A 22,091-nucleotide genomic window follows, 5' to 3' on the forward strand; every position below is an offset into this window, starting at 1 on the left:
GCCGAATCCGGCGCGAGCCGCCTTTGGCTGCAACCCCAACCATGGGCTGGAAAATGGAGTTCAAGGACTACTACAGCATTCTTGGTGTGGAGCGTGGCGCCTCCGAAGACGAGATCCGGCGCTCCTACCGCAAGCTCGCCCGCAAATACCACCCCGACGTCAGCAAGGAAAGCGACGCCGAGGCGCGCATGCGCGACGTCAACGAAGCCTACGACGTGCTGCGCGACAAGGAAAAGCGCGAAGCCTACGACAACCTCGCGGCCGGCGTATCGCCCGGCGGCGGCTTCCAGCCGCCTCCCGGCTGGGACGAAGGCTTCGAATTCCACCGCGGCGCGGCGCCTGGCGACGAAGCCCAGTTCAGCGAATTCTTCTCGTCGCTGTTCGGTGGCCGCGGCCGCCGCGCGGCGGGCCAGGGCGCGCAGCAGGAATTCCGCGCCCGCGGCGACGACCATCACGCGGCCATCGAGGTCGACCTCGAAGATGCGCTGAAGGGCGCCACGCGCGACATCAGCCTGCGGTCCATGCAGGTCGATGACCAGGGCCGCCCGCAAATGCAGACGCGCACGCTCAGCGTGCGCATTCCGCCCGGCGTGCGCGAAGGCCAGTTCATCCGCCTGGCGGGGCAGGGCATGCCCGGCTATGGCGGTGGCGAAAACGGCGACCTGTACCTGGAAGTGCGCTTCAAGCCGCACGCCCGCTACCGCGCCGAAGGGCGCGACCTCTACATGACGCTGCCGGTCGCCCCCTGGGAGGCGGCGCTGGGCGCCAAGGTCAATGCGCCCACGCCGGGCGGCACCGTCGAAGTCGCCATCCCGGCCGGCTCCGGCAACGGCCGCAAGCTGCGTCTGCGGGGGCGCGGCATTCCGGGTGATCCGCCCGGCGACCTGTACCTGGTGCTCGAGCTGGCCCTGCCGCCGGCCGACACCGAGGCCGCCAAGGAGGCCTACCGCAAGCTGCAGCAAGACCTGCCGTTCAACCCGCGGCGCCACCTGGGGGTCTGATCATGAAGAAACTCGTCATCACCAGCGCCACCGTGGTGGGCAAATCGCAACCGCTTACGGCCGACGACCTGGCCCGCGCCTGCGGCGCCGAAGTGGAATGGGTCGCGCAACTGGTCGAAGTCGGCATCGTCGAGGCCGCCGGGCAGCAACCCGCGCACTGGCGCTTCTACAGCATGGACCTGCAACGCGCGCTGGACGCACGCCGCCTGGAACGCGATTTCGGCGCGGGCCTGGATGCCGTGGCGCTGATCCTGGACCTCAGCCAGGAAGTGCGGCGCCTGAAGGCGCAACTGCGTGCGCTGGGCGGCAGCGACTGACCCAGGAGACCGACCATGCTGACCCTCTATCACGCGCCGCGCTCGCGGTCGTTCCGGATACTCTGGCTGCTGGAAGAACTGGGCGTACCGTAACCGACTCGGCCTATGCCGAACGGCTGGCGGCGCGCCCGGCGATGCATCGCGCCTTGCAGCGCGACGGAGACATCGGCGAGTCCTGATGCCCGGCCACGCAGGCCGCCTGGAGGGTTCTGGCCGAACCGGGTTGGCGCAACGGGCCTTGCCGGGCGGTGTTTACTTCAGCCGCTCGCGCAGGTCTGCCTGCCATTGCGACGGGCGGCCCAGGTAGCGGCCCGGTTCCAGCAGCGTATAGGTGCCGTTCATTTCCAGCGCCAGCGTCGGAAAGCCCGAGCCGCCCACCCGCGTCAGCAGCGCCCGGCTGTCGGCGATGTGGCGCGCGGTGGCCTCGCCGTCGGCTTGCGCATACGCGGCGCGGAAGGCCTCGGCATCCAGCCCGATGTCTTCGGCCAGCCGTTGCAGTTCAGCGGGGTCGGCGATGCGCAGGCCTTGCACGTAGTGCGCGCGCTGCAGCCGCTTGAGCAGGTCCAGGCCGCGGCCCGCCAGCGTCTGCGCGGCCAGGACCGCGGTGGTGGGCGGGGCCGAATCGAACACTGCACCGGGGTCGCGCAGCAGGCCGTCTGTATAGTCCACGCCGAATTCCTGGCCGGTGAGGCCGGCGATGCGCGCATCGTGCGGCATGACGTAGCGGCGCAGGGCGTCGGTGACCGGCTGGACGTTGCTGCCGGTCATCATGCCGCCGCCGTGGGGCGCGATCGTCAGGCCCGCGATGCCGCGGGCGGCCTCGATCAGCGGCGCGGCGCCATAGCACCAGCCGCAAAGCGGGTCATAGATGTAATGCAGGGTGGGGGAAGAGGTAGCCATGGCGCCATGGTAGTGGCGCGCCCGCGCCGGACATAGCCCGGCGCGGTTGCCAGAGTGTTGCGTCCGCCGCGCGGATCAGCCGGCGATCTGCACGCCGACCCAGAACAGGCCGGCCGCCAGCAGCATCGAGGCGGGCAGGGTCAGGATCCAGGCCAGCAGGATGTTGCGCACCGTGCCTCCCTGCAGGCCGCTCTTGTTGGCGATCATGGTGCCGGCCACGCCGGACGACAGCACGTGGGTGGTCGAGACGGGCAGGCTGAACACATTGGCCAGGCCGATGGCGCCCACCGCCGTCAGCTGGGCCGACATGCCCTGGGCGTAGGTCATGCCCTGCTTGCCGATCTTTTCGCCCACCGTCAGCACCACGCGGCGCCAGCCCACCATGGTGCCGGCGCCCAGCGCCAGCGCCACCGCCACGATCACCCAGAAGGGCGCGTACTCGGTGGTGGCGGTCAGGTCGGCGCGCAGGCGTTGCAGGTCGGTGCGTTCACGGGCCGGCAGGCCTTCGATGCGCGCCACCTTCTTGGCCGTGTCGTCCAGGCACAGCAGGTAGCGGCGCACGTCGATGCGCTTGGCCGCCGACAGGTCGGCATAGTTGCTGACGCCATGCAGGTCGGCCTGCAGCGCGTCGATGGTGGGCAGGGTCAGCTCGGGATCGCAGCGGAAATTGCGCGGCAGGTCCGAGGCCGAGCCGGCGCGCTTGAGCGCCAGGAAGTCGCCCAGCATGGCTTCGTTGCGCTGGTAGAAGGCGGACAGGTGGGTGGCCGCGTCGCGGGTGCGTTCGATCTGGTAGGTGGTGCTATTGGTGTCCAGCACGAAGTTGGCCGGCACGATGCCGATCAGCACCAGCATGATCAGGCCGATGCCCTTCTGGCCGTCGTTCGAGCCGTGCACGAAGCTCACGCCCATCGCCGACAGCACCAGCACCAGGCGGTTCCAGAACGGCGGGTGCTTTTTATTGTCGATGGCGCGGCGCTGCTCGGGCGTCTTGTGCATCTTGGATAGCGGCAGCCAGCGCTTGAGCGCCAGCAACAGCCCGCCGGCCACCAGGAAGCCCGCCACCGGCGACACCACCAGCGAGGCGCCGATGTCGATCGCCTTGCCCCAGTTGACGCCGTCCGCCAGGGGCAGGTCGGTCATCAGGGCATTGGCCAGGCCCACGCCCAGGATCGAGCCGATCAGCGTGTGCGAGCTGGACGCGGGAATGCCGAAATACCAGGTGCCCAGGTTCCAGGCGATGGCGGCGGCCAGCATGGCGAACACCATGGCCAGTCCGCGCCCCGTGTCCACGTTGATCAGCAGTTCCACCGGCAGCAGGTGGACGATGGCGTAGGCCACGCCCACGCCGCCCAGCAGCACGCCCAGGAAGTTGAAGATGCCGGAAAGCACCACCGCCAGGTGCGGCGGCATCGCCTTGGTGTAGATGACCGTCGCGACGGCATTTGCCGTGTCATGAAAGCCATTGATGAATTCGAAGGCCAGGACGAATGTCAGGGCCAGCGCAAGGCTGAGGCCGACCCAGAGGTCTAGGCCATGGAAGAGGGAGAACATGGAGGGCGGGGAGAGGTTCCGGCGAGGCCCAGATTATTACAGATTTGTGACCTGTCCCTGGTTGCTTGGCGCAACTTCGACGGCATGGTGGACACGCCTCGCGGCGGGGGCGAGCGGCCCTGCGACCGGCGGCCCTGGCGCCCAGGGCGCAGTCCCCTTGGCCCCCTGCGCGCGCGCCCCCGGGCCGGCCCCTAGAACTTCTGGTACTGGAACTCGATCTCGATCGGCTTGCCCAGGTTGGCCGAGGTGTCGGCCTGGATCATCATGACTGCCAGCAGCCCCAGGTACAGCAGGCACAGCCACAGGGTTTTCTTCATCGCGGGCCCTCCTTGGCGGGCTGGGGAGAAAAAAGGGGCATCATGGCCGGAACATCTCGGCGATGCGCTGGTTGACCCGCAGCCAGCCCAGTTCGCCCAGGTGCTGCACGTCGCGCAGGGTGCCGACCTCGTAGGGGGCACCGTACATGTCCATGCAGGTCATGGCGTAGCGGGCGCACAGGGCGTTGACCTCGTGCTGGATCGGGGTGAAGCGGTCCAGGTCCTTGAACACCAGCGGGTGCAGCGGCTGCATCACGAACAGCGCGTTCACGCCGTGGTTGCGCAGCAACTGCATCAGCGCGGCCAGCTCGCGCAATTCGTCCTTGCCGGTCAGCGGCTGGGGCTGGAACGCGGTCTTGCCGCCCGCCGGCACGGCTTGCAGGTATTTGTCGAAGAAGTCGTCGCGCACCGCATAGCGGTTGCGGGCCATTTGCGCCTGCTCGGCGTCCTGCGCCTCGCGCGCCAACGCGTCCCAGTCCACCACGCGGGCGGCAGCGCCCGGGCCGGCCATTTCGTTTTCCGGAGCCGGGGCGGCATACGCGGGCGCCCACAGGTCCACCAGCCGCTGGCGGAACACGTACGCCTGCTCGGCGGCCATGGACCAGGCCACGCGGGCATCGCCCTTGTCGTGCAGCCAGCGCGCGACCTGTTCGCGCCCCTCGGGCTGGCGCAGCAGGCGGGGCAAGAGAGGATTGGCGTGTTCGCGGAATTCGTCCGGCCCCAGGCCGCCGTCGCCATCGAACCAGCCCGGCGACACCATCACCACCACCCGCGAGGCGGGCGACAGGTCGTCGGCCAGGGCGGCCAGCACCAGTTGCATGCCCAGCGATTGAAAGCCGGAATGGCCGTAGGCCATGACCGGCATCTGCAATTCGTCGGCCAGGAACCGGTACGGCACGAAACGCAGGTCGGTGCTGGTGAGTTCGGACGAGCCCAGCACCACCAGCCGGTCGCCGGTGCGCAGCGCCTGGCTCAGGCGCGACAGGTTGCGGGTCTGGTCCTGCAGGGTGTTGCCCAGGTTGTGGATGTAGACGCCCGCCGAGGCGGCGGGCGCCGGGCCGGTCCGCAGGGCCAGCGAGTGGCAGGCGCCCCAGCCCGCTGCCACGGCAACGGCCAGGGCCAGCGCTGCCGCCAGCGCATGCTGCCCAAGGGTGCGTTTGAACATGAGGAACCAGGAAGGCGCGGCGCGCGTCTCAAGTGAGGGATCGGATTGTGAGCGGATGTTATCCAGGCGCCATGACCGAGACAAGCGCGCAAACCCGAGGGTGCCCGCCGATTCCCCTTTTTGCGACAACCTCTGGCCGAGCCCGCCGCGTCCGCGTCCGGCTGGGCCGCCGAAGAATGCGATAGCATCCTGCCATGACTACCCCTACCCGAATCGCCCGCCGCCACCCCGACGAACTGATCATCGGCCTGGTGTCGATTTCCGACCGCGCCTCGACCGGCGCCTACCAGGACCAGGGCCTGCCCGCCCTGCGCGAATGGCTGGGCGGCGCCCTGGCCTCGCCCTGGCAGGCCGTGGACCGCCTGATCCCCGACGAGCCTGCGCGCATTTCCGAGACGCTGATCGAACTGGTCGATACCTGCGGCTGCGACCTGGTGCTGACCACCGGCGGCACCGGCCCGGCCCGGCGCGACGTCACGCCCGAGGCCACCCTGGCCGTCGGCACCAAGGAAATGCCCGGCTTTGGCGAACAGATGCGCCAGATCAGCCTGCGTTTCGTGCCCACCGCCATCCTGTCGCGGCAGGTGGCCGTCATCCGCGAGCGGCCTTCGCACGCCGCCCTGATCGTGAACCTGCCGGGCCAGCCCAAGGCCATTCGCGAAACGCTGGAAGGCCTGAAGGCCGACGACGGGTCGACCCTGGTGCCGGGCATCTTTGCCGCCATTCCCTATTGCATCGACCTGATCGGCGGCCCCTATGCCGAGACCCATCCCGAGGTCATCGCCGCCTTCCGCCCCAAATCGGCGCGCCGCCCGCAGCCTGCCCCCGGGGACGCTGCGGTATAGTTGGCCGCCCCCTTTTTACACCTCAGCCAGAGAGCCGTCCCATGAAGGTCCGTACTGCCTTGTCCCTTACCGCCGTCCTGCTCGCCGTGTCGGCCTGCGCCAACGTCAAAGACGTGCGCGACCGCGATCCGGTGTTCTACGGGTCTACCCAGCGCTCGGCCGAGGACTACACCAATTGCGTCGCCTCGGCCTGGAAGGGCATTGGCGTGAATTTCGAGCGCAAGGCGGTGCGCAACGGTTTTGAACTGATCCAGCAGGACAGCCTGGGCGTCGAGGCCGTGCTGACCACCACCACCTGGAAGGGCAAGACCGAAGCCCGCTTGTCCACCCGCATCACGCGGCGCGACCAGAGCCTGATCGAACCGGCCAACCTGTGCCTGCAACAGTGATGCCGCAACGCCGAGACATGCTGCGGCTGGGGCTGGCCGCAGCCGCCGTCTGCCTGGGCCTGCCGGCCCGGGCCCAGCAGGCCGCCGGCCCGCAGGCCGGTTTCATCACCCGCAAGCTCAATGCGCCGGTGCCGGGCGGCGTGGCCGTACTGGCGCTGGGCGACGGCGCCCGCGCGCCCGAAGTCACCTACCGCGACCGCCGCGTGCTGGTGCTGCGCGAAGACGGCAAGCAGTGGATCGCCGTGGTCGGCATTCCGCTGGCGGTCAAGCCGGGCGCGCAGGAAATCTCGGTGCTCGACGGCAATGCCACGCGCCAGGTGCCCTTCACCGTGCGCGCCAAGGAATACGTGGCGCAGCACATCACGCTGAAGAACCCGCGCCAGGTCAATCCGGACCCGGACGACATGAAGCGCATCGAACGCGAGATGGCCGAGCAAAGCGCTGCCAACCGCGCGTATCGCGCGGGCGTCACGCCCAGCAACGTGCTGCTGGACCGCCCGGTCACCGGCGGCCGCCTGTCCAGCCCGTTCGGCCTGCGCCGTTTTTTCAACGGCGAAGAACGCAATCCGCATTCCGGCCTGGATTTCGCCGTGCCGGCCGGTACGCCGATCAAGGCGCCGGCCGCGGGCGTGGTGTCGCTGGTGGGGGATTACTTCTTCAACGGCAAGACGGTGTTCCTGGACCATGGCCAGGGCTTCGTCAGCATGTTCTGCCACATGTCGGCCATCGACGTGAAGGTGGGCGATGAGGTGCCGCGCGGCGGCCTGGTGGGCAAGGTCGGGGCCACCGGTCGGGCGACCGGCCCGCACCTGCACTGGAATGTCAGCCTGAACGATGCGCGGGTGGACCCCGCGATCTTCATCGGCGCCTTCAAGCCCTGACGTTGCGCGGCGCGCACGGGCGCGCCGGGGCCACGGTCAGGCGGTGACGGCTTGCGCCTGCGGTTCGGGCGCGGCCGGCGCGGTGGCCGGCTGTTGCAGGGCGATGCGGTGCAGCACGAACTGGTGCATGCGCTCGGCATACATCATCTGGTCCAGCATGCCGTGCAGCTGCACTTCCTGCTCATCCAGGCAATTGTCGTACTTGGTCTTGGCTTCGGCGTAGGTCAGGCCGGTGTTGCGCAGGCTGTTGATGAACGCCTCGCGCGATTGATGAAGCAGGCGCAGGCCTTCTTCCCCCTTGGCGAATCGTCTTCGCGTCAGAGAGAGCTGGTCGGCGGCTTCTTTCAATTCCTGTGTCAGATCCATCTTGCTTCGTGCGTGTTCCGCCGGGCCTGGCGGCTGGGCGCCATTTTTTCATGAACCGGGGTCTTCTGCATTACTACGGCAGGGCGCGGGCAAGGTTAAGGGCAAGCCGCGCTGAAGCAAGCGGTGGGGGGCCGGCGCACAGGCCGGCCCGGAGCCGGGCGTTTTAGCGGCGGTATTGCTGGGGACGGTGCGGCGCGGGAGCGCGTTCGTCCTTGTGGCGGAAGTTGATGCGGCCCTTGGTCAGGTCGTACGGCGACATTTCCAGGGTGACGCGATCGCCCGCCAGGATGCGGATGCGGTGCTTGCGGATGCGGCCCGAGGCGTAGGCGCCCACTTCGATGCCGTTGTCCAGTTTGACGCGGTAGCGGCTATCGGGCAGCACTTCGTCAACGATGCCATCCAATTCGATGAGTTCTTCTTTAGCCATTTTCTACTCCTTGATCATTGCGCGCCGCCATGCCGTCGGCATGGCGCGCCGCAGGGGCGGCGGGCGCGTTGGACCTTGATATCCAGGTCCGGCGGTTTGAACGTAAAACGTTCGGGCAAGCGCGGGTAGGGGCCACGGCATCCCGGGTGGATGTCTGAAATGACGGATACTCGCGCCGCGAGGGCGGTGTGCGCGCGATGCGCGGCTTGGTCGCGGTTTGGCGCGGGTAGCGCGTAGCCGGAAGAAGCGGGTTGGAGCGTCTGCTGCAGTGCCGGGCGGCGCGGTTGCTGCAATGCGCTGCGGGACAGTCGTAGGTTTCGCCCAAGAAAACCGGTTGCCGTTCCGACCCGCCACCGCAAGGTTGGCGCGCAGAGTGAAATAAGCCCGGTTTTTGCGGAAAAATCACGGACTTATGTTACTTCAAAGCGCAATATTTAGCCAGTCTTTATCTGCCGCCAGGGCGTGATAGTTGCTATTGAACGACTTCCCCGCGCCAGGCAGGCCTGGCTGGCGCGGGGTGGCAAACCGTGACTAGCGCGCAGGAATGCGGGCCTGATAGTCGGCTTCCCAGCGTTGCAGCGCCGACCAGAACGGGCCCGGGCTGCGCCCGGCCAGGCGGGCGGACAGCACGCCCAGGTGGGTGTGCCAGCCGCCGGCCACGTCGACCATGTCCTCGCGGGTGGCGAGTTTGCGGTGGGTCAGCACCAGCAGGGTGTCATGGCCCTGCGGCGACAGTTCGAACGTCACTTCCGACGGTTCGCCGCGCGAGCCGCCCCAGGTAAAGGCCAACAGCCGCGGCGGCTCGCAGCGGGTGATGACGCCATGCGTGGTGACCCCGTTTTCGTAGGGCTTGTAGGGGTCGGGCGTGGGTTCGGCGACGGACGACAGGTCGGCGTGCACGAAGCGCAGGGTGACGCCACCGCCTGCGCGCAGGTCCATGTCGCCGGTGGCCAGCCATTGGCCGCGCTTGTCGGATTCGGTCAGGAAGGCCCAGACGCGCTCGACGCTGCCGGGCAGGACGCGGGTGAAGGTCAGGGACTCGGGGCCGGTGACGACGCCGTATTCACTCATGTTGCTCTCCTTGGGGACTGGCCGGGGGCGTGTGGGCGGCGAGCGCGGCGGCCAGCGCGTCCAGCTTGCCGGACCAGAATCGTTCATAGAAGCGCAGCCATTGCATGGCCTCGGCCATGGGAGCCGGTTCCAGGCTGCAGACATGGTTGCGGCCCTTGACGGTGCGCCGCAGCAGGCCGGCCCGTTCCAGCGCCTGCACGTGCTTGGAGGCGCCCGCAAAGCTCATGCGCAAAGGCGCGGCCAGTTCACCGATGCTGCGGTCCCCCTCGGCCAGGCTGCGCAGCATGTCGCGCCGCGTGGGGTCGGCCAGCGCGCGAAAGACGGCATCCAGGGTGGGGGAGGGCATAAGTTCAACCATAGGGTTGAATATATCCCCCTTTTCGTCAGAAGTTCAACCCCTGGGTTGAATATTCAGGTCACCGCGTGCGGCAGCTCCGCGTCGGCGCGCTCGTAGGCCCCGGGGTGTTGGGGCAGGGTGTCGGTGATGTCGAACCACGGCGCCTTGCTGGCCACGTGGCAATGCGCGCCGGGCTTGACGCCCGGATCGTCGTCCAGCGCGCCCAGCGGCAGGCCGTAGATGTCCGGGGTCTGGTCGAAGCGGCTGAGCAGCGGCGTGCCGCAGGCTTCGCAGAAGCCGCGGTAGTTGCCCGGCGACGAGCAGTACCACGTGACGTGGTTTTCCCCCTTGGTCCAGACGAAGTCCTTGGCCTGGACCGTGGCCCGGCTGCGGAACGCCGCGCCGTGCGATTTGCGACACATGGCGCAATGGCAATTGAGGGCATCGGTGAGCGGGCCGCTGATTTCGTAGGCAACGCGGCCGCAGAGGCAGGAACCTTTGATCATGATGAGCGCCTGGCGAAGGGGGGATTCCTTGAATATACCCGCGGCCCGCGACCGTGGCGCGACCTTATATGACGGATGTCTTTCAGTCCGTTGCCATGCCCCCATTTTCCGCCAAATGATTCGATCGTCAGGTCATCGCGCTGTCATGCCGCGTAAACAGAATGCGCCCATGAACTACCCAAGGGGATTCGACGATGACAACCGCCATCGAAGTGCAAGGCCTGAGCAAATCCTTCCATCCCGGCGCACTGGCGCTGGACAACGTCAGCCTGCGCGTGGCCGACGGTGAAATGGTGGCGCTGCTGGGCGCCTCGGGCTCGGGCAAGTCCACCCTGCTGCGCCATCTGGCCGGCTTCGTGGCGGGCGACGCCGGGCAGGGCAGCGTGACCGTCAATGGCCAGCTGATCCAGCGCAATGGCCGCCTGTCGCGCAACGTGCGCGCCGCCCGCGCCGGCATCGGCTTCGTGTTCCAGCAATTCAACCTGGTGGGCCGCCTGCCGGTGATCACCAACGTGCTGACCGGCCTGCTGCCGCGTGTGCCGATGTGGCGCAGCCTGATTCGCGTGTTCCTGCGCGCCGAAGTCCGCCAAGGCCTCGATGCGCTTGCCCAGGTTGGTATAGACGACTATGCATTTCAGCGCGCCTCGACGCTGTCCGGCGGCCAGCAGCAGCGTGCGGCCATCGCCCGCACGCTGGTGCAGAACGCCCGCGTGATCCTGGCCGACGAACCGATCGCCTCGCTCGACCCGGAATCGTCGCGCCGCGTGATGGACACGCTGGCGCAGATCAACCGCACCCGCAAGGTGGCCGTGGTGGTGTCGCTGCACCAGGTCGACGTGGCCCTGCGCTACTGCCCGCGGGTGGTGGCGCTGCGCCACGGCAAGGTGGTCTACGACGGTCCGTCGGCCGACCTGACGCCCGCCATGCTGCGCGAGCTGTACGGCTCGGAACTGAGCGAGCTGCTGCCCGAATACACGCCGCCGGTCATGCCGCTGCCCGGCCTGGCGCCGCTTTCCCGACAGGCCTGCGCCGCCTGACCCACCGCCTTCCCACCCGGAGCTTTTCCCATGCTACGCAGAACCTTTTGCGCCCTGATCGCCGCCGCCGCCCTGTCCACGCAGGCCCACGCCCAGGACGCCAAGCCGCTGAACTTCGGCATCATCTCGACCGAATCGTCGACCAACCTGAAGTCGGTCTGGCAACCGGTCATCGACGACCTGAGCCGCGCCATCGGCGTGCCGGTCAAGCCTTTCTTCGCGTCCGACTACGCGGGCATCATCGAAGGCATGCGTTTCAACAAGGTGCAGGTCGCCTGGTACGGCAACAAGGCCGCCATCGAGGCGGTGGACCGCGCCAACGGCGAAGTGTTCGCCTCGGTGATCGACAAGGACGGCAACCCGGGCTACTGGTCGCTGCTGATCGTCAACAAGGACAGCGACCTGAAGACGCTGGACGACGTGCTCAAGCGCCGCGGCCAGCTCAGCTACGGCGCGGGCGATCCCAATTCCACGTCCGGCACCGCCGTGCCTGGCTACTACCTGTGGGCCGCCAACAAGATCGAACCCAAGACCTTCTTCAAGACGGTGCGGTCGAGCAACCACGAAGCCAACCTGCTGTCGGTCATCAACAAGCAGGTGGACGTGGCCGTGAACAACACCGAGGCGCTGGAGCGCTATCGCCTGAGCACCGGCAAGGACGCCAACGACAGCGTGCGCATCCTGTGGAAGTCGCCGTTGATCCCGGCCGACCCCCTGGTCATGCGCACCGACCTGCCGGCCGACATGAAGACCAGGATCCGCGACTTCTTCGTGAACTACGGCAAGGGCAAGGATGCCGAGCGTGAACTGGCCAACCTGAAGGCGCTGACCTACCAGGGCTTCCGCGCGTCGGACAACCAGCAACTGGTGCCGATCCGCCAGATCGAACTGGCCCGCGAAAAGGCCAAGGTCGAAGGCGACGCCACCATCAGCCAGGCCGAAAAGCAGAAGCAGCTGGCCGAACTGGACCGCAAGCTGGCCAGCCTGGGCCAACCGGCCACGGCCACGGCCAAGCAGTAACGATGCCGCGCGCGCGGGCGCCTGACCCCCGGGCGTCGGCGCGCGTTCATCGCCCTCTTCACCTGGAAAAGATATGACCCTGGCCGTGCCCACTTCCCGTTCTTCCGCCGCGCCGCGCTCGTCGCTGCCGGTCCTGCTCGTCTGGGCCGTCGTGCTGGCGCTGCTGGTGATGTCCTGGCGCGGCGCCGACATGCGGCCGCTGGATCTGCTGCGGGACTCCGGCAACATGGCGCAGTTTGCCGCCGACTTCTTCCCGCCCAATTTCCGCGATTGGCGCATGTACCTGGACGAGATGGTCGTGACGGTGCAGATCGCCGTGTGGGGCACGTTCCTGGCGATCGTGCTGGCGGTGCCGCTGGGCCTGCTGTGCTCGTCGAACATGGTGCCGGCCTGGGTCTACCAGCCGATGCGGCGCCTGATGGATGCCTGCCGCGCCATCAATGAAATGGTGTTTGCCATGCTGTTCATCGTGGCGGTGGGCCTGGGCCCGTTCGCCGGGGTGCTGGCGCTGTGGGTGCACACCACCGGCGTGCTGGCCAAGCTGTTTTCGGAAGCGGTCGAGGCCATCGATCCGCGGCCGGTGGAAGGCGTGCGCGCCACGGGTGCCAACGCGCTCGAAGAAATCGTCTACGGCGTGATCCCGCAGGTACTGCCGCTGTGGATCTCGTATTCGCTGTACCGCTTCGAGTCGAACGTGCGCTCGGCCTCGGTGGTCGGCATCGTGGGCGCGGGCGGCATCGGCACCGTGCTCTGGGAAATCATCCGCAGCTTCCGCTACGCCGAGACCTGCGCGGTGATGATCATCATCGTCGCGTTCGTGGTGGTGATCGACATGGCGTCCTCGCGCATCCGCCGGGCGTTGATCTAGCGGCTGGCGCGCCCAGGCGGCGGGCAAGGCGGGGCCGGGGCCATGGCCGCGGCATCTGCTCCGTCAGCCCTGCGGCCCCAGCATGAGAAAGGCGGGCAACGCCAGCAGCCCCGCCAGCCGGGCCGCAGCGATGTCATCGGCCGACAGGGCCTCGCGCGGCATCAGGAAGTTCACGGTGCCCAGGCAGGCCTGGCCATACACCACCGGTACGTTGATGACCGACCGCAGACCCAGTTCGCGGATGGCGTCATGGTCGTTGAAGAATTCGCGGATGGCATCGGTGCCTTCCCCGATGAACAGCTTGCGTTCAAGCAGCACGTGGCGGCCCCAGGCGGTGCCGCGCTTGTCCTTGCTGCCGCCCGGCGGGTAGGCCTGCGGATTGGAACTGTACAGGCGCACCACGCGCATGCGCTCGGCATCGTGGCGGTTGATGGTGCACAGCGTGTGGCCCAGCGTGGCGTGGGCATGGGCATCGACCGCGGCGAAGGCGGCCGGCGCCGAGGCCTCGGCGTAGGCCTGCGCCAGGCGTTCCAGGGCCGTATCCACGGCGTCCAGAGGAGCGGTCATTCTGCCGTGATCCCCAGTTCCTTGATGAGCTTGCCGTACTTGTCGGCATCGCGCGCCAGCACCTTGGAAAACTGTTCCGGCGTGGTGTCCATCAGCAGCACGCCCATGTCGGCCATTTTCTTGATGACCTCGGGACGCTTCAGGATGCGGTTGATTTCCTGGTTGAGGCGGGCGGTCAGCTCCGGCGGCATGCCGGCCGGGCCGAAGGCGCCGTACCACACCGACAGCTCATAGCCGGGCAAGGTTTCGGCTACCGTGGGGACGTCGGGCAGCAGCGGCGAGCGCTGTTCTTCGGTGACGGCCAGCAGCTTGAGCTTGCCGGTCTGCACGTGCGGCAAGGTCTGCGTGCCGGCGCTGAACAGCACCTGCGTGCGCCCGGCCACCGTGTCCAGCACGGCGGGCGCGCCGCCGCGGTAGGGGATGTGCATCATCTTCACGCCGGCGGCCTTTTCGAACAGCGCGGCGCTGAGATGGTTGGTGGATCCCTGGCCGGCAGACGCGTAGGCGACGGTGCCGGGGTTGGCCTTGGCGTAGGCGATGAATTCCTCCAGATTGGACGCCGGCACCGACGGATGCACCACCATGGTGTTGGTCACCAGCGCCAGTTCGGCGATGGGCGTGAAGTCCTTGACCCCGTCGAACGGCATGCTGGAGTACAGCGCCTGGTTCATCGTGTGCGTGCTCATCGAGCCCACCAGCAGCGTATAGCCGTCGGGTTTGGCGCGGGCCACGAAGGTGGTGCCGATGTTGCCCGACGCGCCCGAGCGGTTCTCGACAATGACCGGTTGGCCGAGCGATTGCGTCAGCCCTTCGGACAGCACGCGCGCCAGGATGTCGGTGGACCCGCCCGCGGCCCACGGCACGATCAGGGTGATGGGCTTTTCGGGCCAGGCGGCATGCGCCAGCGCGGGGCCGGCAAGCGCCACGCCCAGGGTGCAGGCGCGCAGCAGTCGTTGGATGAGCTTCATGGTGTTTACCCCTTGCAATGTGGCCGGTCTGGTCGCCGGCTGGATGGAAATGTGTTCAGTGCGGGCAGGATCTAACGGCCGACGGCGTAGCCCTGCATGCCGCGCGGATTGGCGCCGGCGCGCAGCAGCAGGCCGCCACCGGCCGCGGGCTCGCGGGTGCAGGCGCTGATGCGGCCTTCGGACCAGTCCGGCCCCACGCGCACCTCGTGGCCCGCGTCGCGCAAGGCCTGCACGGTGTGCTCCGGCAGACGCGCTTCGACGGTCAATCGGTTCAGCGTCAGCGCGCGCGGCCAGAACGAGCCCGGAAAGTGGTCGATGTGCCAGGACGGCGCCTCGATGGCTTCCTGCAGATTCATGCCCAGGGCGTGGCGCAGGAAGAACGCCACGGTCCATTGGTCCTGCTGGTCGCCGCCCGGCGTGCCGAACGCCATGTAGGGCAGGCCGTCGCGCAGCACCAGGCCGGGCGACAGCGTCGTGTTGGGCCGCTTGCCGGGTTGCAACTGGCCGGGCACGCCTTCATCCAGCCAGGTCATCTGCAACCGCGTGGTCAGAGGAAAGCCCAGGCCCGGCACGACCGGGCTGGACGACAGCCAGCCGCCCGATGGGGTGGCAGCCACCATGTTGCCGTCGCGGTCGATGACGTCGATCTGGCAGGTGTCGCCCACGAAGATCTCGCGCTCGGCCCATTCGGCCACGGGCGGCAGCGCGGCAAACGTCGGCTCGCCGACGCCGAAGCGCGTATCGGACGCGGCCAGCGTGCGCACGGCCGCGCCCAGATCGGGCAGGTGCGGCGCGCGGCCGCCAGGGCTGCCGGGGCGCAGCGTGTCCGAGGCGCGCGCGCCGATCGTGGCGGCGCGCTTGCGGGCGTAGTCATCGCTGAGCAGGTCGGCCAGCGGCACGTCGACGAAGTCGGGGTCGCCATACCAGGCGGCGCGGTCGGCGAAGGCCAGCTTGGCGGCCTCGGCCACGCCGTGCACGAACTGCGGCGAACAGGGGTCGGTGCCCAGGTCCAGGTGGCGCAGCAGCGCCAGTTGCTGCAAATGCGCCGGGCCTTGCGACCAGATCCCGCACTTGGCCACGGTGTAGCGGCCATATCGGACCGTGGCCGGCTCGTCGTAGCGGGCGCGCCAGTCGGCCAGGTCGGCCTTGCGCAGCAGGCCGCGATTACGTTGGCCGGTGGTGTCGCGCACTTCCTCCTGGGTGTAGTAGCGGTCGATCTCGTCGGCCACGAAGCCGCGGTACCAGACGTCCAGCGCGGCATCGATGCGGCCGCGGCGGTCGGTCGAGGCGGCATGCGCCTCGTCCAGGATGCGGGTGTAGGTGGCGGCGATGGCCGGCGTGCGCATCAGCGCATCGGGCGCGGGCACGCGGCCGCCGGGCAACCACACGGCGGCCGAGCTGGTCCATTCGTCGCGGAACAGGGCCTGCACCGCCAGGATGGCCTGCGTGATGCGCGGCACCAGCGGAAAGCCGTTGCGGGCGTAGTCGATGGCCGGTCGCAGCACGTCGGCCAGTTCCCAGGTGCCATAGTCGCGCAGCAGGGTCAGCCAGGCGCCGAACGCACCGGGCACCGTGGCGGGCAGCAACCCGATGCCGGGTACCAGGTCCACGCCCAGGCCGCGAAAGTAGCCGGGCGTGGCCAATGCCGGCGCGGGGCCCTGGCCGCACAGCGCCCGCATGCGGCCTTCGGCTTCGCTCCAGAACAGGATAGGCACTTCACCGCCCGGGCCGTTCAGGTGGGGTTCCACGATCTGCAGCGTGAAGCCGCCCGCGATCGCGGCGTCGAAGGCGTTGCCGCCACGTTCCAGCACGCTCATGGCCACCTGCGAGGCCAGCCAATGCGTGGACGAGACAACACCGAAGGTGCCGCGGATTTCAGGTCGGGTGGTGAACGTGGGGGTGGACATGGGCGGTCGAGGCGGCAGGGGCAGGGCGGCGGTGAACGGCCCCAGTATAGGGTCGTGAAATAACTGAAAAACCCTTTATTGGCATAATTGAATAACCATAAGGTTATAGGAATGCGCGTCGTGATCTGGGACCCCTCCCGTCTTGCCAGCCGCCTCAAGCAGCGCCACCTGGTGCTGCTGGCCAACATTGCCCGGCATGGCACGCTGACCCGCGTGGCGGCGGCTACGGGTATCAGCCAGCCGGCGGCGACCAAGGCGCTGGCCGAGCTGGAAGATATTTTCGGCGGGCCGCTGTTCCTGCGCACGGGCCGCGGCCTGCAGGCCACGCCCCTGGGCGAGCTGGCGCTGGTGCGCGCCCGCCACCTGCAGAACGATCTGGACGTGTGGGCGCGCGAAGTCGCCGCGCTGCACGATGGCCGCGCCGCGCACCTGCACGTGGGGGTGGTGCCGTATGTGTCGAGCGCGCTGCTGACCGCGGCGATCAGCCGGCTGCACCAGCGCCATGGCGTGACGCTGACGTTGCACCGCGCCACCACCGACCACCTGGTGCCGATGCTGCGGCGGCACGAGCTGGACTGCATCATCAGCCGCGCCACCTCGACCGTGGCGTTGGACGACCTGAGCCACCGGGTGCTGTACCGCCAGCGGCCGCGCCTGATCGCGCACAGCCGGCTGGCGCAGCGCCTGGCCCGCCGCAAGCCGGACTGGGCGGGGCTGGCCGAGATGGATTGGGTGCTGCCGGCCGCCAACACGCCGACGCGCCAGCTGATCGTCGAGCATTTCATCCGCGCCGGCCTGCGTTCGCCGTCGCCGGTGCTGGAGGCCTATTCCACCGACGTCATCGAAGGCATGCTGAGCGCCAACGATGCGCTGATGTCGGTGGTGCCGGAAGACATTGCGCGCGAGATCTGCCAGCGCGGCAAGCTGGGCATGGTGCCCTGGGATTTCGGCTGGGAGTTGCCGCCGATCAACCTGATCCGGCGGCGGCGTGAACAGGCGCTGGCGGCGGAAGACCGGTTCTCGGAGATATTGCTGGAACTGTGCGCGCCCGCGTCAGACGGCCAGCCTGTCGCGGGCGATATCCAGTAGTTCTGCCGCCGCGGCTTCGGGGGCGCCGTTGTTGCCCACCCGCAGCAGGCGGCAGCCCTCGGGCACGCCGAAGTCCTGCACCGCGCGCGCCAGGCGCGACGCAATCTGTTCAGGCGTTTCACGGCCGCGTTCGGCCAATCGCTGCGCGAGCCGGGCGGGGTCGACCGTGATCTCGACCGCCGTCAGGGCCGGATAGCGCTGGTACGCGTCGGCCAGATGCGCGCGCGAGCCGTTGATGATGACCGCCGCGCCGCAGCCCAGCCAGGTATCGACCTCGATGCCGATGCCGTAGAAGAGGCCATGGCTGGCCCAGCGCAGGGCGAAGCAGCCCAGCGCGGCGCGGCGCGCGAATTCCTCGACGGTCAGGCGCAGCGCGTCCTCGGTGGCGCCGCTGTCGCGGGTGATGTAGCGGTGCGCCACCAGCACGGGTTCGTCGCCGCGCAGGCGGGCGCGCATCAGTCGCAGCAAGGTGTCCTTGCCGCTGCCCGACGCACCCATCAGGTAGACCAGGCGCGCGCCGCTGGCGGGGGCGGGCGGGTTCATGCCGCGGCCGGCCCTTGCAGCCAGGCGGCGCCGGCGGCATCGGTGTGCGTACCGTCGAAACCGTAGTGGCGCGCGGCGATGAACTCCGCGCCCGCTTCCGGCTGTACGTAGACGCTGACGCCAGGCACCGGCATGGCCTGGCCCCGCAACGGGTCGGCGAAGGCGGCGATCGCGGCCTGCGCCCGGGCCAGCGCGGCACCCTCGAGCTTGCCGGTCAGCGTGATGTGGAAGGTGAAGGTGTCGAACACATACGGGTAGCCCCAGCGCGCCAGCATGGCCTGCTGTTCGGGTGGCAAGGTGTGCGGCTGGCGGCGGGCCAGTTCGTCCGGTGTGGGCGGAGCGCGCAGTTCGTCCAGCCCGCGCACGGCGGCCGCGGCCAGCGCGTGGATGCGGGCGTGGCCGTCGCTGTCGTGCGCGGCGACGCGCCAGGCCAGGAAGCCGCGCAAAGGTTCGCATTCCAGCTGGAGGGCGAACGCGCTGTCGCCTTCGGCCAGCCGGCGCGCGGCGGCGTCGACGTCTTGCGGCGCGGTGCCGGTGCGCAGGCGGAAGGGCGGCTTGAGCGTGGCGTGCAGGCCGTAGTGACGCGGCGCGCGGGTCCAGTCGGAGGCGGCTTCGGGCTGATCGGGCAACGGCGGCAGGGCCGCGCCGGTGTCGGCGCAGCGGCCCAGCCAGCGGCTGCCCAGGTCGCGCCAGGGGCCGGTGGGGGCCAGGTACAGGGCGTAACGGTGAGCCAGCGGCATGATCAGGCCGCCATGCGCTGGCTGTGGTCGTCGCCGAAGGCGCGGGTGGCATAGCGCAATTGTCCGCCCACGATCGCGGCGCAGACGCGCGGCAGGCCGGGCACCTGGTCGTCCACCACGATGGCGTCGGCGATCAGGCCGGGGGCCAGCATGCCGCGGTCCTGCAGGCCGGCGGCGCGCGCCGGGTTCAGCGACACCAGGTTCCAGGCCTGCTCCAGCGGCAGCACGCCGTCGTGCGCCAGCCGCATGACGGCGGCCAGCGGCGCCGGGTAGTAGTAGTCGGACGTGAGAATGTCGCACAGGCCCGCGCGGATCATCTCGGTGGCGCTGGGGGCGTTGGTATGGCTGCCGCCGCGTACTACGTTGGGCGCGCCGAACACCACGGAATTGCCCAGGTCGCGCGCCACGCCGGCGGCTTCGCGCGTCAGCGGGAATTCGGCCACGCCGCAGCCCAGCTGGTGGTAGTAGCGCCGCGTGGCGGCGTCCGGGTCGTCGTGCGAGGCGACCTTCAGGCCGGCCGCTTGCGCGCAGGCGGTCAGCTCGCGCATGGCGTCGGCCACGGAGTCGGCCGCGCCCATCGCCTGGCGGATGCGTGCCTGGAAGGTGTCCAGGTCGCACTCGGCGCGATCGGCGTACTGCAGCAGCTTGCGATCGTCGCCCAGGCGGCGCGCCATGCTGGGCAGATGGTCGTTCAGCGCCACGAAGCGCACGCGGCCGTCGCGGATCCATTGCTGGGCGGTCTCGACGCCGCCCACGTGGTGGGTCTCGAAGCGCAGGTGCACGTAGTGGCGCGCGCCCATGACGTGGCGCAGGCGTTCCAGCGCGTCGAACATGCGTTCGGCGTAGGCTTCGCCGCGCAGGCCGCCTTCCCACGACAGCGTCACGCCGTGGAATTCGGTGGTGATGCCGTTGGCCAGCAGTTGGCGGTCGACGTCGAACAAGGCGCCGTCGTAGGGGAAGGTGACGCCGGGCCGGGGCATGATGGCGCGTTCGAAGGCATCGCCGTGCAGGTCGACGATGCCGGGCAGCACCAGCAGGTTGCCGGCGTCGAACCAGGACGCGCCGCGCGCGGCCGAGCCGCCGCCGTCGTCGATCAGTCCTGCGTGAAAGCGCAGGCTGGCGTGCTCGATGCCGCGAGGGGTCAGGATACGTTGGCCTGTGACACCGGCCAGGGGCGAGGGGGCGTGTGTGGGGTTCATGACTGGGACGTTAGCGTTGTTGCATTACAACCAGATGTCTAGATGAGTTGGGCGGCACTGCCGCGGCCAGGGCCGCGGGGAGTTCAGGTTTCGTCGGTCACCATCAATTGCACCAGGTCGCCGACGAAGCGGGTGATGCTGTATTGCAACGGCGCGCCCGCCTGGTCGATGTTCAGGGCTTCGACCTGCAGGATCGGGCGCGTCTTGGGTTGCCCCAGCAACCGCGCCACTTCCGGCGAGGGCAGGGCGGCGGTAATGCGCGACCACTTGCGGGTGTAGTCGCCGATGCCGTAGTGGGCATAGACTTTGGACACCGATTTCAAGGTGGTCAGGCGGTCGGCGAAATCGGGAAAGCGCTTTTCGTCGAAGTAGTGCTCGGACGCGCTGATGGGGCGGTTTTCGGCCTTGCCCACCAATTGCACGCGCAACAGCGGCGCGGTGCGCGCCAGGCCCAGGTGCTTGGCCACGTCGGCCGCGCGCAGGGTCTGGCTGCCCAGGGTTTCCAGGTGGCCCAGCACGCCCTGGCTGCGCAGGTTTTCCGAAAAGCGGGTGCGCTTGCCGATCGCGTAGTCGATGGCGTGTTCCTGCACGAAGGTGCCGCGGCCCTGTTCGATGCGCACCAGGCCGCTTTGTTCCAGTTCGCCCATGGCGCGCCGGATGGTGTGGCGGTTGACGGAAAACTTGGCGGCCAGTTCGGGCTCGGACGGCAGTTGTTCGCCCGCCGTATAGAGCTTGTTGCGGATGTCGTCCGCCAGTGACTCGCCAATCTGCCGCCACACGGCAATGCCGGAACCTCTTTCAACCATGGGATGTGCTCGCGCTGTCATATCAGCTTCATCAAGAATGGCTGTGATTGTGCACCAAGCGGCGGGCGCGGGATAGGCGATGCGTCCCCGCCGCAACTGTCATCAAAAATTCACGCCAGGCTGTTGAACTTCGTTCTGAACGCGATCATACTCCATCCGGTCGTCTAGACGTTTAGAGGAAATAATGGATCATCGACACACAGCGCAAGGCGAGACCAACGCGCAGCGGGCTGCCTGGATGCGGGTGCTGGCGTTGGCCGATCCGGCCATGCTGGACGGGGCCTTCGGTGCGCTGGGCGGGCTGCCGTCGCACCAGATGCTGCGCCCGGCGCAGACCGGCATGGCCATGGTGCGCGCCCGCAGCGGCGGCACCGGCGGGCGTTTCAACCTGGGCGAAATGACGGTCACGCGTTGCGCCGTCAGCCTGGACAACGGCGTGGTCGGCATTGCCTACGTGCAGGGCCGATCGCTGCGCCACGCCGAACAGGCCGCCGTGGCCGACGCCCTGCTGCAACTGCCCGACTGGCACGACACGGTGCAAGCCCAGCTGATCGGGCCGCTGGCGCGCGAACGCGCCGAACGCGTCGAGCGCCAGGCGCGCGTGGCCGCGCAGACCAAGGTCGAATTCTTCACGATGGTGCGAGGCGAGGACTGACATGCAGCAACACATCACGAACGCGTCGGCCGCCAGCCGCAAACTGCTGCCGGGTTTTGCGGACCCGGTGAATGACGCGCAGGCCACTTTCCGCACGGCGCTGGATGCCATGGCGCATCCCGGCCGCGTCGTCGAAACGGCTGCCACCAGCGGCGTGCCCGCCGGGTTGTCGCCCGCATTGGCCGCGCTGCTCCTGACGCTGGTCGACGTCGACACGCCGCTGTGGCTGCCCGACGGCATCGATAGCGGCGTGCTGGATTTCCTGCGCTTTCATTGCGCCTGCCCGATCGTGCCGTCGCCGTCGCTGGCGCGCTTTGCCTGCGTGCCGGCGGGGTGTGCGGCGCCGGCCCTGTCGGCCTGCCATCCCGGCGACCCGGCGTATCCCGACCTGTCGACCACGCTGCTGATCGAAGTCGAATCGCTGGAATCGGGTGCCGAAGTCACGCTGACCGGCCCCGGCATCCAGACCCGCCAGGCGCTGCGCGCCGCCGGGCTGCCCGACGGTTTCTGGCGCGAATGGCGCCTGAACCATCAACGTTTTCCGCTGGGCGTCGACGTCTTCCTGACGCACGGGCGGCAACTGTGCGCGCTGCCTCGCAGCACGCGCGTGGAGAACTGA

Annotated in this window: 27 protein-coding genes and 1 pseudogene; 12 read left to right on the forward strand and 16 right to left on the reverse strand. The window is 68.7% G+C overall.

Annotated features, from left to right (window positions below):
* The first annotated feature begins 53 nt into the window (after positions 1-53).
* From AC6LJ2_RS13685 to AC6LJ2_RS13695, 3 genes and pseudogenes are all read left to right on the forward strand, one after another.
* Positions 54-1,001 carry a DnaJ C-terminal domain-containing protein gene (locus AC6LJ2_RS13685; RefSeq protein ID WP_263911608.1) on the forward strand — a complete coding sequence of 316 codons (948 nt, stop codon included), beginning with the start codon at positions 54-56 and terminating at the stop codon, positions 999-1,001.
* Between the two features lie 2 nt (positions 1,002-1,003).
* On the forward strand, positions 1,004-1,318 hold the full coding sequence (locus AC6LJ2_RS13690; RefSeq protein WP_263911360.1) for a chaperone modulator CbpM: 315 nt from the start codon (positions 1,004-1,006) through the stop codon (positions 1,316-1,318).
* Between the two features lie 15 nt (positions 1,319-1,333).
* Positions 1,334-1,408: pseudogene (locus AC6LJ2_RS13695) on the forward strand (glutathione S-transferase family protein); the annotation flags it as partial.
* Between the two features lie 162 nt (positions 1,409-1,570).
* Here the strand turns inward: AC6LJ2_RS13695 and AC6LJ2_RS13700 are convergent.
* The 4 genes from AC6LJ2_RS13700 to AC6LJ2_RS13715 form a co-directional block, all read right to left on the reverse strand.
* The gene (locus tag AC6LJ2_RS13700) at positions 1,571-2,218 is read right to left on the reverse strand and encodes a DsbA family protein (RefSeq protein WP_498151566.1); all 648 of its coding nucleotides are present in this window, start codon (positions 2,216-2,218) and stop codon (positions 1,571-1,573) included.
* Positions 2,219-2,293: 75 nt separating this feature from the next.
* A complete protein-coding gene (locus AC6LJ2_RS13705) occupies positions 2,294-3,769 on the reverse strand; it encodes an inorganic phosphate transporter (protein WP_263911364.1) in 1,476 nt (491 codons plus the stop codon).
* A 191-nt stretch (positions 3,770-3,960) separates the two neighbouring features.
* On the reverse strand, positions 3,961-4,086 hold the full coding sequence (locus tag AC6LJ2_RS13710; protein ID WP_255358783.1) for a hypothetical protein: 126 nt from the start codon (positions 4,084-4,086) through the stop codon (positions 3,961-3,963).
* 40 nt (positions 4,087-4,126) lie between these two features.
* Positions 4,127-5,251, reverse strand: a complete 1,125-nt coding sequence (locus tag AC6LJ2_RS13715) for a D-alanyl-lipoteichoic acid biosynthesis protein DltD (protein WP_445657285.1) — start codon at positions 5,249-5,251, stop codon at positions 4,127-4,129.
* A gap of 194 nt (positions 5,252-5,445) precedes the next feature.
* Here AC6LJ2_RS13715 and mog point away from each other — a divergent pair, with 194 nt between their 5' ends.
* Genes mog through AC6LJ2_RS13730 form a run of 3 tightly spaced genes read left to right on the forward strand, consistent with a single transcriptional unit; the run spans position 5,446 to position 7,366 of the window.
* Positions 5,446-6,096 carry a molybdopterin adenylyltransferase gene (gene mog / locus AC6LJ2_RS13720; protein ID WP_263911367.1) on the forward strand — a complete coding sequence of 217 codons (651 nt, stop codon included), beginning with the start codon at positions 5,446-5,448 and terminating at the stop codon, positions 6,094-6,096.
* Positions 6,097-6,137: 41 nt separating this feature from the next.
* Complete coding sequence (locus tag AC6LJ2_RS13725; RefSeq protein WP_025137363.1) at positions 6,138-6,485, forward strand: hypothetical protein; 348 nt, start codon at positions 6,138-6,140, stop codon at positions 6,483-6,485.
* The gene (locus AC6LJ2_RS13730) at positions 6,485-7,366 is read left to right on the forward strand and encodes a peptidoglycan DD-metalloendopeptidase family protein (RefSeq protein WP_498151567.1); all 882 of its coding nucleotides are present in this window, start codon (positions 6,485-6,487) and stop codon (positions 7,364-7,366) included. Before AC6LJ2_RS13725 ends, AC6LJ2_RS13730 begins: the two co-directional genes overlap by 1 nt.
* A 36-nt stretch (positions 7,367-7,402) precedes the next feature.
* Here AC6LJ2_RS13730 and AC6LJ2_RS13735 read toward each other — a convergent pair whose 3' ends face one another.
* From AC6LJ2_RS13735 to AC6LJ2_RS13755, 5 genes are all read right to left on the reverse strand, one after another.
* Complete coding sequence (locus tag AC6LJ2_RS13735) at positions 7,403-7,732, reverse strand: hypothetical protein (protein WP_263911371.1); 330 nt, start codon at positions 7,730-7,732, stop codon at positions 7,403-7,405.
* A 163-nt stretch (positions 7,733-7,895) separates the two neighbouring features.
* On the reverse strand, positions 7,896-8,159 hold the full coding sequence (infA, locus tag AC6LJ2_RS13740; protein WP_006221179.1) for a translation initiation factor IF-1: 264 nt from the start codon (positions 8,157-8,159) through the stop codon (positions 7,896-7,898).
* A gap of 531 nt (positions 8,160-8,690) precedes the next feature.
* The gene (locus tag AC6LJ2_RS13745; protein WP_498151568.1) at positions 8,691-9,230 is read right to left on the reverse strand and encodes an SRPBCC family protein; all 540 of its coding nucleotides are present in this window, start codon (positions 9,228-9,230) and stop codon (positions 8,691-8,693) included.
* Positions 9,223-9,588: an ArsR/SmtB family transcription factor gene (locus AC6LJ2_RS13750; RefSeq protein WP_263911377.1), complete on the reverse strand. Its 366-nt coding sequence runs from the start codon at positions 9,586-9,588 to the stop codon at positions 9,223-9,225. Before AC6LJ2_RS13750 ends, AC6LJ2_RS13745 begins: the two co-directional genes overlap by 8 nt.
* Before the next feature lie 53 nt (positions 9,589-9,641).
* Positions 9,642-10,073, reverse strand: coding sequence for a GFA family protein (locus tag AC6LJ2_RS13755; RefSeq protein ID WP_263911378.1), 432 nt, complete (start codon positions 10,071-10,073; stop codon positions 9,642-9,644).
* A 194-nt stretch (positions 10,074-10,267) separates the two neighbouring features.
* On the opposite strand from AC6LJ2_RS13755, the gene phnC reads away from it, so the two are divergent.
* From phnC to phnE, 3 genes are all read left to right on the forward strand, one after another.
* Positions 10,268-11,110 (forward strand): phosphonate ABC transporter ATP-binding protein, encoded by an 843-nt coding sequence (gene phnC / locus AC6LJ2_RS13760; RefSeq protein ID WP_263911379.1) that lies wholly within the window; start codon positions 10,268-10,270, stop codon positions 11,108-11,110.
* A gap of 30 nt (positions 11,111-11,140) precedes the next feature.
* Positions 11,141-12,130: a phosphonate ABC transporter substrate-binding protein gene (gene phnD / locus AC6LJ2_RS13765; protein WP_498151569.1), complete on the forward strand. Its 990-nt coding sequence runs from the start codon at positions 11,141-11,143 to the stop codon at positions 12,128-12,130.
* A 73-nt stretch (positions 12,131-12,203) separates the two neighbouring features.
* A complete protein-coding gene (gene phnE, locus AC6LJ2_RS13770) occupies positions 12,204-12,998 on the forward strand; it encodes a phosphonate ABC transporter, permease protein PhnE (RefSeq protein ID WP_263911381.1) in 795 nt (264 codons plus the stop codon).
* Positions 12,999-13,061: 63 nt separating this feature from the next.
* On the opposite strand, the gene AC6LJ2_RS13775 is transcribed toward phnE, so the two are convergent.
* The 3 genes from AC6LJ2_RS13775 to AC6LJ2_RS13785 all read right to left on the reverse strand — a co-directional run bounded on the left by AC6LJ2_RS13775 (position 13,062) and on the right by AC6LJ2_RS13785 (position 16,440).
* Positions 13,062-13,565 (reverse strand): GAF domain-containing protein, encoded by a 504-nt coding sequence (locus tag AC6LJ2_RS13775; protein ID WP_263911382.1) that lies wholly within the window; start codon positions 13,563-13,565, stop codon positions 13,062-13,064.
* Complete coding sequence (locus tag AC6LJ2_RS13780; RefSeq protein WP_498151570.1) at positions 13,562-14,533, reverse strand: Bug family tripartite tricarboxylate transporter substrate binding protein; 972 nt, start codon at positions 14,531-14,533, stop codon at positions 13,562-13,564. The genes AC6LJ2_RS13775 and AC6LJ2_RS13780 overlap by 4 nt, the downstream gene beginning before the upstream one ends.
* Before the next feature lie 71 nt (positions 14,534-14,604).
* On the reverse strand, positions 14,605-16,440 hold the full coding sequence (locus AC6LJ2_RS13785) for a gamma-glutamyltransferase family protein (RefSeq protein ID WP_498151571.1): 1,836 nt from the start codon (positions 16,438-16,440) through the stop codon (positions 14,605-14,607).
* A 120-nt stretch (positions 16,441-16,560) separates the two neighbouring features.
* Here AC6LJ2_RS13785 and AC6LJ2_RS13790 point away from each other — a divergent pair, with 120 nt between their 5' ends.
* Positions 16,561-17,529: a LysR family transcriptional regulator gene (locus AC6LJ2_RS13790; RefSeq protein WP_498151582.1), complete on the forward strand. Its 969-nt coding sequence runs from the start codon at positions 16,561-16,563 to the stop codon at positions 17,527-17,529.
* On the opposite strand, the gene phnN is transcribed toward AC6LJ2_RS13790, so the two are convergent.
* From phnN to phnF, 4 genes are all read right to left on the reverse strand, one after another.
* Positions 17,494-18,072 (reverse strand): phosphonate metabolism protein/1,5-bisphosphokinase (PRPP-forming) PhnN, encoded by a 579-nt coding sequence (gene phnN / locus AC6LJ2_RS13795; RefSeq protein WP_498151572.1) that lies wholly within the window; start codon positions 18,070-18,072, stop codon positions 17,494-17,496. The two genes, AC6LJ2_RS13790 and phnN, sit on opposite strands and share 36 nt — an antisense overlap.
* Entirely contained in the window at positions 18,069-18,812 is a 744-nt protein-coding gene (locus AC6LJ2_RS13800; protein ID WP_498151573.1) for a DUF1045 domain-containing protein, read from the reverse strand. The genes phnN and AC6LJ2_RS13800 overlap by 4 nt, the downstream gene beginning before the upstream one ends.
* Before the next feature lie 2 nt (positions 18,813-18,814).
* Entirely contained in the window at positions 18,815-20,011 is a 1,197-nt protein-coding gene (locus AC6LJ2_RS13805) for an alpha-D-ribose 1-methylphosphonate 5-triphosphate diphosphatase (RefSeq protein ID WP_263911393.1), read from the reverse strand.
* Between the two features lie 83 nt (positions 20,012-20,094).
* Complete coding sequence (phnF, locus tag AC6LJ2_RS13810) at positions 20,095-20,817, reverse strand: phosphonate metabolism transcriptional regulator PhnF (RefSeq protein WP_263911394.1); 723 nt, start codon at positions 20,815-20,817, stop codon at positions 20,095-20,097.
* Between the two features lie 184 nt (positions 20,818-21,001).
* On the opposite strand from phnF, the gene phnG reads away from it, so the two are divergent.
* Both phnG and phnH read left to right on the forward strand, forming a co-directional pair.
* Positions 21,002-21,472 carry a phosphonate C-P lyase system protein PhnG gene (phnG, locus tag AC6LJ2_RS13815; protein ID WP_263911395.1) on the forward strand — a complete coding sequence of 157 codons (471 nt, stop codon included), beginning with the start codon at positions 21,002-21,004 and terminating at the stop codon, positions 21,470-21,472.
* 1 nt (position 21,473) lies between these two features.
* Positions 21,474-22,091: a phosphonate C-P lyase system protein PhnH gene (phnH, locus tag AC6LJ2_RS13820; RefSeq protein WP_263911397.1), complete on the forward strand. Its 618-nt coding sequence runs from the start codon at positions 21,474-21,476 to the stop codon at positions 22,089-22,091.

This window comes from Achromobacter sp. 1014246743, assembly GCF_059760725.1.